The following is a 15315-nucleotide window of genomic DNA, read 5'->3' as shown; positions in this document are numbered from 1 at the left end:
CCCGGACCGGTTAGTTGCGCAACGGCTTGCCGGTCAGAAGCATATGCTCCACCCGGGCCATGGTGCCTTCGTTGCGGACCAGACGCATGAAACCTTCGCGTTCCAGTTCAAGAATGTCGTCTTCGGACAGTTCCTCGGTCACGTCGGTGTCACCACCGGCAAGAACCTTGGCCAACTCACCGGCCACCACGCGGTCATAATCGGTTGCCTTGCCAAGACGATGGAAACCATCGACAGCCATTTCAAAGGCAACCCGTGCAGACTCGCCCGGCAGGCGATAGGTGAATTCTTCGGGGGCGTCGTACCCATCGACCATCGAAAGTGCGCGTTCCTTGGCATCGGCCAGCAAACGGTTACGGTTCATGGTGATGCCATCCGTTTCGCGGAAGAACAGGTTTTCCTTGGCTTCCATCGCCGATTTGGCAACAGTCGCGACCGAGATGATTTCAAACGCCTTGGCACTCGGGGCCATCGGGCCTTTGACGAATTTCGGATTTTCCGCCCAGCGACGGATCATTTCCTTACACCCGCCCCAGGCCGGGATCAGGCCAACACCGGGTTCAACCAGCCCGATATAGGTTTCCCCGTGCGCCTGAACCGCATCGCAATGAAGCAGCACTTCACAGCCACCCCCAAGGGCAAGGCCACTTGGCGCACCAACCACCGGGAAAGGCGAATATTTCAGCGCCTTGTAGGTTTCCTGACCGGTTTCAACGAGGTTTTCGATTTCCGGCCATGCGGCGATATTGGCGGCAAACAATGCCAGACCAAGGTTTGCACCGGCCGAGAAATTGCTGGCTTCATTATAGATCACCATGGCCTTGAACTGCTTTTTCACAGCCCGGATCGATGTCTTGATCGCACCAAGAACGTCCGCATCAAGTGCATTCATCTTGGTATGGAATTCAAGGCAGGCGACACCATCGCCAATATCCCAAAGCGATGCCGCACGGTTACCGGCAACCGGTTCGGATTTGCGTTTGATGTCTTCAAGCAAAAGAACGCCGTCCGGGCGGGTGACCTTGGTGTAGTCGCCATCAAAGCCGAGGTAATAAAGTTCACCGTCTTCGACCTTGTAGAACGATTTGCCAGCAGCCTTTTTCAGCAGGGCCGGGACTTCAATGCCGTCTTCTTCGAGCATTGAAATCAGGACATCAACGCCAATGGCATCAATCAGCTCAAACGGACCGGTTTTCCATGCATAGCCGAGCTTCATCGCATCATCGACATCAAGGATGGAGTTTGCCGCGGACTCGGCAATAAAGGCAGCATAGGCAAGGGTTTTACCCATAACGGCACGGCCATATTGACCGCCCTTGTCGGTTGCTTCCATCATCTTGCGCGGGTCCTTGCCGGCGGCGCGAACACTGCTGATGCGAGCCTTTTCAGATTGGGAAAATTCGCCGGTTTGCAGATCAACCGATTCCTTGATCTTTTCACCGCCATCACGGTTCAGGCGATAGAACCCGCCTTTGCCCTTGCGACCGGTATAACCATCGGCAATCAGTTTGCCGACCAGTTCACTTTCGCGGTAAATGGCATGGAACGGATCTGATTTATCGAGAAGCCCCGCCATGCTCGACTGCACATGGGGCATCAGATCCAGACCAACAAGATCCATCAGGCCGAAAACACCGGTTTTGGGAATGCCAAACGGGCGGCCAATGACGCTGTCGGCTTCCTCGACGGTCAGTTTGCGATCCATGGCTTCGACCATGGCCGCCTGAATCCAGTAGACACCCAGACGGTTGGCAATAAAGCCCGGCTCGTCATGGCAGGTAACACAGGTCTTGCCCAGTTTGCGATCAGCAAAATCGGCAACCATGTCAATAACGCCATCACGGGTGACACCCGATCCAACCAGTTCCAGCAAACGCATATAGCGCGGCGGGTTGAAGAAATGGGTGATGATGAAGTCCTGGGCAAAGCTGTCATCCATGCCGCCAATCAGGGTGGCAAGCGGAATGGTCGAGGTGTTGGATGAAACGACCGATCCCTTGGCGCGGACGGCATCAATCTTGCGATACAGATCCTGCTTGATATCAAGGCGTTCAATGACGGCCTCGATGATCCAGTCACACTTGGCGATTTTATCAAGGTCATCCTCGATATTGCCGCATGTGATCAGCTTGGCGACCCGTTTGGACATGAACGGGGCCGGATCGGTTTTCAGCATTTTGGCAACCGCGCCTTCGGCAACCGCGTTGCGGTTTTTTGCCCCGTCGGGAACGATATCAAGCAGCAGGACCGGGGTCCCGGAATTGGCGATATGGGCAGCGATCCCCGCGCCCATCACACCGGCGCCGATAACGGCAACCTGTTTGATGGTGGTCATTACATCGCCTCCAGAATGGTCGCGATCCCCTGACCCCCGCCAATGCATTGCGAGGCCAGCGCATATTTGCCGCCGTCACGTTTCAGGATGCTTGCCGCCTTGCCGACGATACGCGCACCGGTCGCCCCCAGTGGATGACCGATGGCCAATGCACCGCCATCGATATTGACCTTGGCACCATCAAGTCCGAGATCGGAAATGCTTGCCATTGCCTGGGACGAAAACGCTTCGTTCAGTTCGGTAACGTCAATGTCCGCCGATGTCAGGCCGGCACGTGCCAATGCCTTTTTCGACGCGCCAACCGGACCAATGCCCATGATTTCGGGCAGGCAACCGTCAACCGCAACCGATTTGATGCGGGCAAGCGGGGTCAGACCGTTTTTGGCTGCAAATTCTTCGGAGCATACCAGAACCGCAGATGCACCATCGGTCAGTGGCGACGAGGTACCGGCAGTCACCACACCATCAGCGCGGAAGGCCGGTTTCAGGTCTGCGAGACCTTCGGCCGTTGTGTCACCACGAATGCAGCCATCTTCGGAAACGACGCCATCTTTGGTCTGGATCGGGATGATTTCATCAACGAACTTTCCGGCAGCCTGCGCGCTCGCCGCGCGTTTGTGGCTTTCGACCGCAAAAGCTTCCTGATCGGCACGGCTTAGGCTGTATTTGGCGGCAACGTTTTCGGCGGTATCGCCCATGCCCATATAGGCTTCGGGCATGGTTTTATAAAGTTCCGGGTTGGGAAGCGGGTTAAAGCCCATCATCGGGACACGGGTCATGCTTTCAACACCGGCACAGATAAATGCTTCGCCTGCACCAATGGCAATTGCGCCGGCAGCCTGATGGATCGATTGCATCGACGATCCGCAGAACCGGTTGACTGTGACACCGGCAACAGAGCGCGGAAGACCTGCAAGGAAGGTGACCAGCCGGGCAACGTTGAAGCCCTGTTCGCCTTCCGGAAAGGCGCAACCAAGAATCAAATCTTCGATTGCTTTGGGATCAATGCCGGTCTTTTCGACCAGACCTTTTACGACCTGTGCCGCCAGGTCATCAGGACGGACCTTGGCAAGGGCCCCTTTGCGGGCCGGGGTGAATGGCGACCGGACATATCCGGCAATAACGGCGTTGGTCATGGCTATGTCTTCCTTCCTGAGCTGTCCTCTGATCCGGGGATCTTGTTACGAATCCGGATTGATTCCTTTTTCTTCAAGCGCATCAATCGATTGTTGTTCGATGTCGCGCAATTCATCCAACGTGACGTCCAGTGCCTGGCGCTGTTCCTCCAGATCGGAAATCCGTCCCCGGACACGACGCAGCAACATTTTGATCTGTTCTGCCTGTGTGGGATCCGCGCCATAGAGATCCAGATAATCTGCAATCTCGTTCAGGCTGAACCCCAGTCGTTTGCCGCGCAAAATGATCAGAAGCTTCGCACGGTCCTGGCGGGTATAGACCCGGGTGGTGCCGGCACGCTGCGGATTTACAAGGCCCTTTTGCTCGTAAAACCGGATGGTGCGCGGCGTGATCCCCAAATCCTTGGCCAGTTCGGGAACGGTGTAAAACCGGTCATCAAGTTTGGTCATTTTTCGCCCCTAATCGTATATATTTTTATCTTAACGTCAATTAGTTTACGTTAACGTCACTTGGATTTTTTCCAGTGTGTGTTTGATGACGCTAACGCACTGCAACTAAGACGTTTTTCCCTCTCGCTTCAGGCGTTCTTCCTCGACCAGTTCTTTTTTCGACAGTTTGCCGACCATGGTTTTTGGAAGTTCCTCGCGAATTTCGATTTCGCGGGGCATCTCGATTCTTGAAATCTTGTCATCCAGAAAGGCACGCAAATCATCAGGGGTCACATCGGTGACACCGTCTTTCAGCCGGACAAAGGCTTTTGGGGCCTGACCGCGATATTGATCGGGAACACCGATACAGGTGACTTCTGCAATCTGTTCATGCAGATACAGTGCTTCCTCAATCGCACGAGGATATACGTTATAGCCGCTGCACAGAATGACATCCTTCAGGCGATCAACAAGGAAAGTATATCCCTGATCATCCTGATATCCGACATCGCCGGTTCGGAGCCATCCGTCGATGAAGGCATCTTGCGTTGCGGCGTTGTTCTGCCAGTAACCCGGCATAACCTGTGCACCGCGAATGCAGACTTCGCCTTTCTCGCCGACCGGCATGGTCTGGGACGGGTTGGCAAGTGACCTTATTTCGATTTCGGTACCTGGCAATGGCAAGCCGATGGACCCTTCCTTGTTTTCGCCTTTGACCGGGTTGCAGGTGCAAACCGGGCTGGCTTCGGAAAGTCCGTATCCTTCAACCACTTTCGAGCCGGTGATGTCTTCAAAGCGGTGCTTGACCTCGACCGGCAGGGGGGCACCACCGGAAATGCAGCACCGGATATGTGACAGATCGTGTTTGGGTGTTTCAGGCGAATTGTTGATCGCCGTATAGATGGTCGGAACCCCCGGGAAGATGGTGACCTTTTTCTTGTCGAGCGACTTCAGAAGGGCGCCGAGCTCAAACCTTGGATGCAGTACAAGTTCTGCTCCAAGATTGATTGAAGTATTGAGTGCCACTGTCATTGCGAACACGTGGAAAAACGGCAGAACACAAAGCGTGACTTCGTGTCCGGGATGGGCATCGGGCATCCAGCGGGTCAACTGATCGACATTGGCGCTCAGATTAGCGTGGGTCAGCATTGCCCCTTTGGGGCGACCGGTGGTTCCGCCGGTATATTGCAGAACGGCAAGGTCTTCGACCGACACATCGGCTACAGTTTCAACCGGCTTGCAGCCAATGACCCGCTCATAGGCAATATGACGCAGATCATTCGGGACTTCGGCCAGTTCGCTGCGTTTGAACAGCGAAAACAGAACGCTTTTGACCGGCGGAAGGATGTCGCTCATCTCGCAAACAACAATGCGTTTGAGACAGGTTTCATCCAGGCAGGCAGCAACCTTGGGGTAAATCTGTTTGAGGTTCAGCGTCACCATCATGCGACAGCCGGAATCCTCGATCTGATAGGCAATTTCACGCTTGGCATAAAGCGGGTTGAAATTGACCACCACGCCGCCGCATTTCAAAATCGCGTAATAACATACGACATAATAAGGCGTGTTTGGCAGGCAAAGGCCGACCTTGTCGCCTTTGCGCACGCCCAGTTGCTTGAACCCTTCGGCGGCACGATCAACCTGCTCGGCGATGGTTTTGTAATCATAGATCCTTCCCAGAAAATCCAGACACGGGCGTTGCGGAAACCGCTTGGCCGCGGAATCAAAAATCTCGTGAACCAGACGCGTCTGAATGGGCGTGCTGACATCAACGCCGTTTATCAGGATAGGGGATTCTTGAACGTTTACTTTGTTCACTTGCGTTAACTCCATTACGTTAACGTCACTTTGCGGGCAAAAAAAAGCAACCCGGTCGGGGCGGCTATTGCCGCCCCATGCCAGGCATTATAGCAGATCAGAACTTGAAATTCGCCTGCAGAGCGATGATGTCGACTTTTGCATCATAGTCTGCTGCATAGTTACCAAGTGCTGCAGAGGTGTGATCTACCCGTGCAGACTTAGCGAAAATGTGGGTGTATCCAAGATTCACATCCACCCAGTCAGCAACCTTGTAGGTGGTGCCAAACGATACCCAATAACGATCGGAATCGGGTAAGCGCACATTACGGTTGCGGGTTTTGATCGGGGTCTCGTCATAAGCAATACCCCCGGTGAAGGCCCAGTTTTCATCATGCTGGTAACGTGCACCGAGTGCCCCGAACCATGACGATCCCCAGTTGTAATATTCGGTTGTGCTGCCGCTGGTGGAAAGGTTGCTGTTGATTAGGCCGTCATAGTTAAAGACCAGCTCACTCACCGAGTTCCAGTTCGTCCATTGGACGTCGCCCATAATTGTCCATTGATCGTCGATATCGTGGGACATCCCGAATGCAATGGCTTCTGGGGTTGTGATCTTTGCCGAAGCATTGCGATCAGTATAAGGGGTCAGAAGGCCTTTCGCAGCGCTGTCAAACTTGATCTTGCCTTCGAGTTTGTGATCGACTTCGGAATTGTAGGACAGACCAAGGCGGGTTGCGTCGGTAAGCTCCCAGTTAAGGCCAGCTGTCCAGCCATACCCGATATCATCGCCTTTAAGCGATGAGTTCCCTTCCGTCTTGGCACCGGCCAAAGATGGAACAGCTTTGTCCAATCTTGCTTCAAAACGCTGAATTTGCGGCCCAGCTCCGATGCTCAGGCCGTTGTCAAAGCGATACGCCATCACGGGCTTGATATTGACGGTTTTGATTTTGGATGTTGTACCAAAGAAACGCCCTGCGAAATCTGAGTCGTTATCTGTTACCAGACCCCAAGGGGCAGTGATTGATACACCGAGATTAATTTGTTCGTTGAGTTTCCAGACTGCATGGGCATTCGGAACAGCAGCATCTTCTGCCATGTCCTTATAGCCGCCGCCAGTTTGGGCAATGGTTGTACGTGCACCATCTGTTGCGACAGTATTGGTCGCTTTTGCGACTGGCCGAATTACGGTGACGCCGGCACTGTATGTTGTCTCGGTGTATTGTCCGACCGAGCCGGGGTTGTAGGACATTGTGGAAGCATCGGTGGTCAGTGTCGACATCCCTGCAAAGCTTGACCCTTGCAGTGTGCCGCTGGTTTCGCGGACCTGGAAACCCGAAGCGTGTGCAGTGCCAATGGTTGCCAATGCACACAAAATTGCAGTACCCGAAGCTGCCCCCCAGAGGCAGCTCATCTTGAGCTTTGACATCAGTTTCTCCCTTAATCTTAAACGCTTCAAATTCTTAATTCGAAACGCCCGCTTTTATTTGTGAAGGCTCATCGCATCAACCCGAATGAAGTCGATGTCGTAACCCTTTCGTTTGAAGCTGGTTTTCAGCAGTTTTTTGTCAGGACCGTACCAAAGGTCGCGCTGGACATCCCCTGACATGATGTAATGTGTCGCCGGTGTTTCCCGGTTTTCGATCATTACATTTTCTGTGCCGACCTTCCGGATTTCTACGCCATAAGGTTCGGCATCAATGACGCTATAGAGGCTGGTTTTGGTTGTGACGTCTTCGGACCACAAACTTAGGGGCCAGGCACCGTCACAGGCGTCGCGTTTTCCGACACCCTTGCCGACAAGCTGGTAACAATCACCATCATAGCTTGCCTGCCAGCTATAGTGTGTGCCGTCATCATTGGTGGTGGTTTCGACCGAAGCCAGCGCGTCGTTTTGCCAAATCTCGGTGCGCTGATGGTCGTAATGGAACTTCAGGAACAGCACGCTGACATCGGTCAGGGTTTCTATCCTGACGGTATGTCCCGTATCTGTCGGTGTGATTTCGACTGTCTCGTGACCAATCGGTTCGCCGTCCTTGAGGACGCGAAAATTAAGGGTCTCGCCTGCTGATGCCATTGAAACAATGGCAGATTGGGCGAGTATGCCTGCTATCAACCCCGATACGGTGCGCTTCCAGTTGTGTTGGCGCATGTTTCCCCCGCAGAACGGATCATCCGGCCGCGTCAATCCAGCATGGATGACAATTTTGCCGCTATTCCCATGGATCCCTTGATTTTGAGTTTGCCAAGCGTGAAGGCAAGCATCGGGTCAAGTTTTCCGGCGATCAGTTTTTCGAGGTTGGCTTTTTTGATTTTCAAGATGCAATCCGCATCCGAAAGATCATCATCGCTGATGACCGGCTCGTCACCGGTGGCATCGACAACAATATGACCGTCATCCCCGCAATCAAATGCGACAACGGCATTAAGTCCGCGAAGCTGTGGCAGCTTTTCTTTTACGGTTTCGAGGATGTCATCCACGAACGCCTCCCTCATTTGGACGTATTTTTCTTATGATTGTGATCAGACTGTAATACAAAGTGACGTTAACGTAAATCAAATTACGATATGGACACTTCGTCAACGAATAAGGCATTGATTTCAAGTGATTTTAAGATGCGTATTTTCAAGGGCTGAATATAAAAAAAGACCCGGAAATACCGGGTCTTTGTATGTTTGGTGATCAGGTTTTAGAAGAAGGATGCGCAGCACATTCAGGATACGATTTGCCAGGATCCGTCAGCCTGACGGCATGCGGTGCCATAGGTTTCGTGCGGTGTTCCGCCAATATCTGCGGTTGCAGTATATTCACGGCAATAGCGGCCATCGCTGTTTTGCCAGCTTCTTGTCGGCACAACGTTATAGCTGTTCCCCGACTCCGGATTAAGCCACCGCACCGGCCGCCCATCGGGCACAGTTTGCAAGGTATATCCGGTACAGGCCACATCGCTTTGATCAAGGGTCTGACCAATATTATAGCCGCCCAGCATTCCCAGAATTGCCCCGCCAATCATCGCAGCAGTACGACCGTCACCCTTACCAATGGTTGAGCCGAGCGCCGCACCGGACCCGGCCCCGATCACCGCACCGATCATGTCGCGGTTGCAGCGCAGATAGCTGCCATTGGACACAAAGATGTCCTGATCGGGTCTTTGTTTGGGGTGATGTTTGTCGCCACGGCCATCATGGTGTTTGGTGCGATAACCATGCGCCGGGGCCCATGGCGGTGGATCGGCCCGGGCGACGTCGGCAATACCGACCGGTATCGCAAGGCCCAGTGCCGCAGCGATCATGATCGATTTTCTGATCATTTCCGGGCCTGTTCGTTTTCATGCATGATGTAACCGACACCGGTACCTACCGCGCCGCCGATCACGGCACCACAGGTGACGCATCCACCAGTGATAACGGTGCCGACTGCACCAACACCTGCACCGATGGCGGCACCACTTAGCATTTTCTGATTTCGGTCATTCAATCCGCTACAAGCTGAAAGCCCCAATGCGCTTGCAACGGCCAAGACAATGGCTGCCTGTCGCATTTCCCGTGTCCTTTCCGTCAATTTGGAACAGATCGTTTGAAAGCCTGTCTCCTGACTGGATCGTGACCGACAATTGCGAGAGAGGTTTGACCTTATTGGGGGATAATTCGGGCAGATATGACAATAAAAAGGCATCAAATCCCGGTAACGCGGCGGTTTGATGCCTTTTAAGGTCGGTTTTCTCAAGAACCGGGGACTTATCGCTCAAAAGTACCACGCAACAGCCGTTCCTTGCCGATCATTGCCACTTTGCCGCGCGCGATGACCGTTTCAGGTGCCAGCGCATCATCAAGAACCAGAATATCGGCATCATGCCCGCACCCAAGGTACCCTTTTGAACCGCCAAGCCCCAGCATCCTTGCCGGATTGCAGGTAATCGGCGCAAGTGCGGTAGGGATATCAAGCTTTTCGGATTCGACAAGATCGGCAAATTCACGCCCGACAGTGTCAAATCCGGCCACCGAAAGCCCGATCATTTTGCCATTCTTGTCGAAATCAGGCAAAGAACCGTTTCCGTCCGATGTCATGGAAATACGATCAAGGGGCACGCCATCTGCCAGGCATTCTGCAATGCCGGCTGATGTCTTGACCGACCCGGTTGGATCGCTTTCGGCATCAATCCCGGTTGTGAAATCGATATTGCCACCACGTTTGGCCCAATCCTTTGCCGCATCGAGCAGGGCACGTTTGCGGTTTACGTGGGTTGGAATGAACTGACCAATCGGGATTTCAGTATTTTCAACCACCCCGATCAATGGATCAAAGTGGCCGTCGCCATCGCCAAGATGAACGACCACGGCGCCGGATTTTCCCGATGTCATGCCGCCAATACGTGATTGGGATGCGATGCGGGCCAGTTCGTCAACGGTGCTTTGACTGCTGCGATGGTCCGAAATTGCGGTCTTAAGGCCGATACAGGCATCAAGGAATGTGACGTCATCGCCGATATTTCCGGTCAGCGTTGGCGATGGAACACGATACCCGCCGGTAAAGAACCAGGCCGAAAGGCCTTCGGTGCGCAGGGCTTTGGTTTTGGCATAAAGGGACGCGATATGGCGGGTTGCGGCATCCGTGCCCAGCAACCCGCAAATTGACGTGATACCGGCTTCGATCAAGTCGCCAATCGCCACTTCGGGGGTGCGGGTGGCAAATCCGCCTTCACCGCCACCGCCAATCAGATGTGCATGACCGTCAATGAAGCCCGGTACTGTCGTTTTTCCCCGAAGGTCAATCGTCCTGATTTCGGCCGGAACCGAGACCACAAGATCAGGGGCAATGGCGATAATCTTCTCACCACAGATCAGGATGTCATTGATCCCGAGTGCGGCAGGGGCGAACAGATTGGCGTTTTTAAGCAGCAGAAACATCGTTTGAAACCGTCTTTTGCGGGGAATTCCCGGTCATGTGCAGGGTGGCGCAGTCGGGCATCATAGCGACACTTCATTTCCGTTGAAACGGTTCTGCCAAGTATATAGCTTTGCAGGCAAACAAGGCGGGACCCAAGCCCGCGCCACCAAAAGGAAACGTCATGAGTTTTGCCGCCTGGTTGTCTGTGGCAACCATTTGTGTTCTGGGGGCGATGACCCCGGGGCCGAGCCTGGCTGTTGTTCTGCGCTATTCGGTCGGGCAGTCCCGTCAGGCAGGTTTCGCCTGTGCATTGGCGCATGGTCTTGGTATCGGCTTTTATGCCGTGATCTCCATGACCGGGCTTGGCATCCTGTTTCAGACCGTACCGGTATTTCACAATGCAGTCAGCATTCTGGGGGCGCTTTATCTGATCTGGCTTGCGATCAAGGCATGGCGTGCGGCAGGATCAGGAGCAAAGTTCAATGTTGACGGCACAGCCAAGCTTTCCGGATCAATCGGGCAGGCGGCGCGTGACGGGTTTATGATCGCGTTTCTCAACCCCAAGATCGCGCTGTTTTTCCTGGCCTTGTTTAGCCAGTTTGTATCCCCCGAATTCGAATGGAGCGGCAAGTTCCTGTTGGCATTTACCGCAGCGGCAATTGATGCGGGCTGGTATTGCCTGGTGGCGATCGGTTTGTCCCATGGTGCGGTATTGCCATGGCTGCGCGATCATGCTGCCTGGATTGAACGAATTATCGCCATTCTGTTTGTGCTGATCGCCCTTCGGGTTTTGTGGGGTGTTACCGCATTTGGATAAAGAACGGGTTCTTCCAACCTGTAATCAAGATGATCAGATCGTGCCACCATCACGACGTAACGCGGATCGTGTGTGATCCTGACGGAGTTTTCCGATGACTGACAAAACTGCCCCGACCACCGATCCAGCCCATGATGCGGGACGCGGGTTTAACCGCCTTGGTGCGCATATCGGCTTTTTGCTGGCTGTGTTGCTTTTGGCGGCCAATATGCGTGGAAGCATCGTCGGGCTTGGCCCGCTCGCCGAAATTATCGGCACCGATTTGTCTCTTTCGGGAACGGAGCTTGGCCTGTTGACCACATTGCCGGTTCTGAGCTTCGGTGTCTTGTCGATCTTTGCGCCGCGTCTGGGCCAGAAATTCGGTCTTGAGGCAACCTTGATGACCATGTTGCTGTTCATTGCGGTGGGGCAGGGGCTTCGGGCCAGCGGGGCCTATGACATCATGGTGATCGGGACCATCATTCTGGGTGCGGCGATCGCGGTGATGAATGTTCTTACCCCGTCACTGGTGCGGCGGAGCTTTCCGACCCATGTGGCTTTTGTGACAGCCCTTTATACCTTCACCATGTCAACCGGGGCCACCGTCGCTGCATTCATTTCTATTCCGATCCGCAATGCAGCCGGCGGGGATTGGCGCTGGTCGCTTGGCGTTTGGGCGGTGTTTGCGGCAATCGCCTTTGTGTGCTGGTTGCCGATGCTGCGATACCGGCACAAGGCTGCTGCACCGGCATTGACGGCCAAAATATCGCTTTGGAAAAATGTAGAAGCCTGGTGGCTTGCCCTGTTCTTTGGTTGTCAGTCCCTGATGTTTTACACAGGGGTCGCATGGCTAGCGAAGGTCTTTATTGATCACGGAATCACCGAGGCCGAGGCCGCGACACTTTTGTCGATCTTTAACGTATTTGGGATTCCCGCAGCCTTTGCCGCACCGCTGATCTATTCGAAAATTGCCAACAAGAAGCTGGCAATGCTGGTGTTGCATATCCCGTTGATCATCGCCATTCCCGGGTTCGTTTTTGCCACAACCGAACTTCCCTATATATGGGCGGTATGTCTTGGTCTGGGACAGGGCAGCATGATCAGTATTGCGTTAACGCTGGTGGGGATGCGCGGCGCGGACCCGCAAACATCGGCACGTTTGTCAGGCATGGCGCAATCGGTCGGATATCTGTTTGCGGCGATTGGCCCGGTATTGTTTGGTGCTCTTCACGACCTGCTTGGGGATTGGCAGGTCGCGCTTTATTTCCTGTTTGTTGTCGTGGCGATTCAGCTTGTGGCATCGATGCGTGCCGGATCACCAAACAAAATCGGCGAAGCCTGAGCGCGCAAATCAAACGACCAAAAAGACCCTGATCCCGATCATGAGGCTGCATTTCCTGTGTGGAAATGTGGCCTTTTTCACATTGAGCCGGCTTTGGGGGTAGAAGTTGCGAATTCGACGCAATTGCGCAGTTGACTTGCTTTCGCAAAATTCTATAAGAATGCAAATCATTATCAATTAAGGTGTCATTTGGACAAGGAGTTTGCGATGCCTGACATCGCAGCCAAATCAGAAAAGCCGGGAAAAACCGGTCAGGCAAGACAGATCCAGGTGGAAGATCTGATGGGAATGGATCGCGAGATCATCATTCTTCATCAGGGGGATGAATACCGCCTGCGCATGACGTCAAACAACAAACTTATTCTTACGAAGTAGGCGTCGCCCGACGCCCGACAATCAAATCACCAGATTTGCCAGCCAGCGCGCCAGTGCCCTGCACAAGCCAGCCAGCCAGCCGAAATCGGAAAAAAGCTGCCTTAGGGGAAGATCATGGCTCTTAGCAATTCTGCGCGCCTGCTTATGGCGACAGTATCCACATTTGCGCTTGCAACAGCGGTCCAGGCCCAGGACGCGGCATCGTCAACAAACGGCCAGCCGACCGAAACCGAAACGACTGCGGAAACTTCCGCGCAAACCGGAACAGTCGCCGTCGTCGCACTTGATGCCATCACGATTACCGCCAACAAACTGGAAACGTCGGTTATTGATGCCCCGGCATCCATTTCTGTGGTCGATGAAGAAGAACTTGAACGCCGTCAGGCATCTGATCTTTCCGATATTTTACGCGGAATGCCGGGGGTTGAAATTCATGGTGGTCCGCGCAGCACTGTACAGGAACCGATCATTCGCGGATTGACCGGTGACCGGGTTGTTGTGCGCGTGGATGGTGCACGCGCCAATATGAGTGTCGGTCACAAGGGTCGGTTCTTCTTTGATCCGGAGGTTCTGAAATCGGTCGAGGTGTATCGTGGTGCGGCATCGACCATGCAGGGCACCGGGGCACTGGGGGGTGTGATCGCCCTGACCACCAAAGATGCCAACGATCTTCTTGATCCCGGTCAGACATTGGGTGCGCGGGTAAAGGTTGGCTACGCATCGGTTGATCACGGCCTGACGACCAATGGCATGGCGTATGGCCGTCCGTCCGATAACACCGATCTGCTTGTAAGCGTGACCCGCGAAAGTACCGGCAATTTTGAATCCGGTGATGGCGACAAGCAACCCTACACCGATGATGACTACATTAACGGGATGCTCAAAGGTGGTATCGACATCAATGATGCTAGCCGGCTGACCCTGACCGTGCAGCGTTATAACGATGACCATCGCCTGCCGTCGGCACCCGATAGCGGTGCTGCACTGAGTACCAGCAACTATCTTGTGAATCGCGAAAGCGAAGAAACATCAATGGTGCTTGGCTATCGTTACCATGACTCCGCAAATGACTGGATTGATGCCAATTTGAATGCCTATGGCATGCGCACGGATCTGGATGAAAAACGGGTCAGTGACGGTCGTCACGATGAACGTACCCTTGATACCATTGGTCTGGATGGCAGCAACACATCGCGCTTTGATCTGGCGGGACGCGATCTGGCGGTGACCGTCGGTGGTGAAATCTATCAGGATTCCCAGGAAGGCCGTCGTAACGGTGTCGCCGTTTCCAACCTGTTTCCTGATGCCGAAATGACCATTTATGGCGTCTATGTCGATAATGCATTGGCGCTGACCGATGCGCTTGATGTGACCGCCGGGGTTCGTTTTGATTCCTACGATCTTTCCGCGGACGGGCAGCGTGCCCGCGAAGACAGCGCCATTTCACCGCGCTTTTCGGCAAGTTATCGCCTGACATCCTGGATGCAGCCCTATGTCAGTTACGCCGAGGCGTTCCGCGCGCCGGCAATGACTGAAATGTATGCAAGCGGCTATCATTTCCCGGGGAATAATTTTGTCGCCAACCCCGATCTCGAAGCCGAAAAGGCCAAAACGTGGGAATTCGGGACGAACTTCAAATCCGACAATCTGTTGACACATGGTGATGCGTTCCGCGCCAAGGTCGCCTATTTCCACAACAAAATCGAAGACTATATCGAACAGCAAGGCGCAACGTTTGGCAGTTCGGAAACCAAAAGCGTCAACGTTCCCGAAGCCGAGATTCAAGGGTTCGAAGCAGAGCTGACTTACGATACCGGTGTGATCTTTGGCGGATTGGCTGCATCGCGCATTCGCGGGGAAAATACCCGCACGGGTGCAAATCTTTCCGACATTCCCGCTGACAAGGTTGCCTTGTCAGGCGGCTACCGTTTCCAGGATCACGGTGTCGAGCTTGGTGGACGGGCCAATCTGGTTGATCGGTTGACCCGGATCGCATCGGGCAGCGAGGTTCCGGGATATGCAACCTTTGACGTTTTTGTCAGCTGGGATGCACATGAAACAGTGCCCGGCCTGACCGTCAATGCCGGGATCGATAACATTCTTGATCACAATTATCAGACAGCTGATCAGGGCCTGTATGAGCCGGGCCGCAATCTGAAAATTTCTGCAAGCATGAAATTCTGATGTCACGGGATCAGACGATGCAGCTTTTGCATC

General features: G+C 53.9%; 14 protein-coding genes. 4 read left to right on the top strand and 10 right to left on the bottom strand.

Going from position 1 to position 15315, the window contains the following annotated elements:
* Positions 1-10: 10 nt before the first annotated feature.
* The 10 genes from CU041_RS08910 to iadA form a co-directional block, all read right to left on the bottom strand.
* A complete protein-coding gene (locus CU041_RS08910) occupies positions 11-2335 on the bottom strand; it encodes a 3-hydroxyacyl-CoA dehydrogenase/enoyl-CoA hydratase family protein (RefSeq protein ID WP_101246562.1) in 2325 nt (774 codons plus the stop codon).
* Positions 2335-3471: a thiolase family protein gene (locus tag CU041_RS08905; RefSeq protein ID WP_101246561.1), complete on the bottom strand. Its 1137-nt coding sequence runs from the start codon at positions 3469-3471 to the stop codon at positions 2335-2337. The genes CU041_RS08910 and CU041_RS08905 overlap by 1 nt, the downstream gene beginning before the upstream one ends.
* Before the next feature lie 45 nt (positions 3472-3516).
* Positions 3517-3921: a MerR family transcriptional regulator gene (locus CU041_RS08900; RefSeq protein WP_101246560.1), complete on the bottom strand. Its 405-nt coding sequence runs from the start codon at positions 3919-3921 to the stop codon at positions 3517-3519.
* Positions 3922-4026: 105 nt separating this feature from the next.
* Positions 4027-5718 (bottom strand): long-chain-fatty-acid--CoA ligase, encoded by a 1692-nt coding sequence (locus tag CU041_RS08895; RefSeq protein WP_101247004.1) that lies wholly within the window; start codon positions 5716-5718, stop codon positions 4027-4029.
* Between the two features lie 97 nt (positions 5719-5815).
* Complete coding sequence (locus tag CU041_RS08890; protein ID WP_101246559.1) at positions 5816-7126, bottom strand: OmpP1/FadL family transporter; 1311 nt, start codon at positions 7124-7126, stop codon at positions 5816-5818.
* Positions 7127-7180: 54 nt separating this feature from the next.
* Entirely contained in the window at positions 7181-7849 is a 669-nt protein-coding gene (locus CU041_RS08885; RefSeq protein ID WP_101246558.1) for a DUF6134 family protein, read from the bottom strand.
* A gap of 32 nt (positions 7850-7881) precedes the next feature.
* The gene (locus tag CU041_RS08880) at positions 7882-8178 is read right to left on the bottom strand and encodes an SCP2 sterol-binding domain-containing protein (protein ID WP_101246557.1); all 297 of its coding nucleotides are present in this window, start codon (positions 8176-8178) and stop codon (positions 7882-7884) included.
* A gap of 233 nt (positions 8179-8411) precedes the next feature.
* The gene (locus tag CU041_RS08875; RefSeq protein ID WP_101246556.1) at positions 8412-9008 is read right to left on the bottom strand and encodes an RT0821/Lpp0805 family surface protein; all 597 of its coding nucleotides are present in this window, start codon (positions 9006-9008) and stop codon (positions 8412-8414) included.
* Positions 9005-9238, bottom strand: coding sequence for a hypothetical protein (locus CU041_RS08870; protein ID WP_101246555.1), 234 nt, complete (start codon positions 9236-9238; stop codon positions 9005-9007). Before CU041_RS08870 ends, CU041_RS08875 begins: the two co-directional genes overlap by 4 nt.
* A gap of 197 nt (positions 9239-9435) precedes the next feature.
* Complete coding sequence (gene iadA, locus CU041_RS08865) at positions 9436-10605, bottom strand: beta-aspartyl-peptidase (protein WP_101246554.1); 1170 nt, start codon at positions 10603-10605, stop codon at positions 9436-9438.
* 161 nt (positions 10606-10766) lie between these two features.
* Here iadA and CU041_RS08860 point away from each other — a divergent pair, with 161 nt between their 5' ends.
* The 4 genes from CU041_RS08860 (at position 10767) to CU041_RS08845 (ending at position 15282) form a co-directional block, all read left to right on the top strand.
* Complete coding sequence (locus CU041_RS08860) at positions 10767-11402, top strand: LysE family translocator (RefSeq protein WP_101247003.1); 636 nt, start codon at positions 10767-10769, stop codon at positions 11400-11402.
* Between the two features lie 94 nt (positions 11403-11496).
* On the top strand, positions 11497-12723 hold the full coding sequence (locus CU041_RS08855) for a CynX/NimT family MFS transporter (protein WP_101246553.1): 1227 nt from the start codon (positions 11497-11499) through the stop codon (positions 12721-12723).
* A gap of 207 nt (positions 12724-12930) precedes the next feature.
* Entirely contained in the window at positions 12931-13098 is a 168-nt protein-coding gene (gene hemP / locus CU041_RS21010) for a hemin uptake protein HemP (protein ID WP_101246552.1), read from the top strand.
* Between the two features lie 114 nt (positions 13099-13212).
* Positions 13213-15282, top strand: coding sequence for a TonB-dependent hemoglobin/transferrin/lactoferrin family receptor (locus CU041_RS08845; protein WP_101246551.1), 2070 nt, complete (start codon positions 13213-13215; stop codon positions 15280-15282).
* The last annotated feature ends 33 nt before the right edge of the window (positions 15283-15315 follow it).

Source organism: Thalassospira povalilytica, assembly GCF_002844235.1.
Lineage (GTDB): Bacteria > Pseudomonadota > Alphaproteobacteria > Rhodospirillales > Thalassospiraceae > Thalassospira > Thalassospira povalilytica.
The sequence above is the reverse complement of the archived record's forward strand: the minus strand, read 5'-3'. Positions and strand labels throughout refer to the sequence as shown.

What these genes read in the sequence shown, in the direction of transcription:
- CU041_RS08870 (WP_101246555.1), bottom strand. Translation starts at nt 9,238, where the DNA reads ATGCGACAGGCAGCCATTGTCTTGGCCGTTGCAAGCGCATTGGGGCTT.
- CU041_RS08885 (WP_101246558.1), bottom strand. Translation starts at nt 7,849, where the DNA reads ATGCGCCAACACAACTGGAAGCGCACCGTATCGGGGTTGATAGCAGGC.
- CU041_RS08905 (WP_101246561.1), bottom strand. Translation starts at nt 3,471, where the DNA reads ATGACCAACGCCGTTATTGCCGGATATGTCCGGTCGCCATTCACCCCG.
- CU041_RS08900 (WP_101246560.1), bottom strand. Translation starts at nt 3,921, where the DNA reads ATGACCAAACTTGATGACCGGTTTTACACCGTTCCCGAACTGGCCAAG.
- iadA (WP_101246554.1), bottom strand. Translation starts at nt 10,605, where the DNA reads ATGTTTCTGCTGCTTAAAAACGCCAATCTGTTCGCCCCTGCCGCACTC.
- CU041_RS08845 (WP_101246551.1), top strand. Translation starts at nt 13,213, where the DNA reads ATGGCTCTTAGCAATTCTGCGCGCCTGCTTATGGCGACAGTATCCACA.
- CU041_RS08875 (WP_101246556.1), bottom strand. Translation starts at nt 9,008, where the DNA reads ATGATCAGAAAATCGATCATGATCGCTGCGGCACTGGGCCTTGCGATA.
- CU041_RS08910 (WP_101246562.1), bottom strand. Translation starts at nt 2,335, where the DNA reads ATGACCACCATCAAACAGGTTGCCGTTATCGGCGCCGGTGTGATGGGC.
- CU041_RS08860 (WP_101247003.1), top strand. Translation starts at nt 10,767, where the DNA reads ATGAGTTTTGCCGCCTGGTTGTCTGTGGCAACCATTTGTGTTCTGGGG.
- hemP (WP_101246552.1), top strand. Translation starts at nt 12,931, where the DNA reads ATGCCTGACATCGCAGCCAAATCAGAAAAGCCGGGAAAAACCGGTCAG.
- CU041_RS08890 (WP_101246559.1), bottom strand. Translation starts at nt 7,126, where the DNA reads ATGTCAAAGCTCAAGATGAGCTGCCTCTGGGGGGCAGCTTCGGGTACT.
- CU041_RS08855 (WP_101246553.1), top strand. Translation starts at nt 11,497, where the DNA reads ATGACTGACAAAACTGCCCCGACCACCGATCCAGCCCATGATGCGGGA.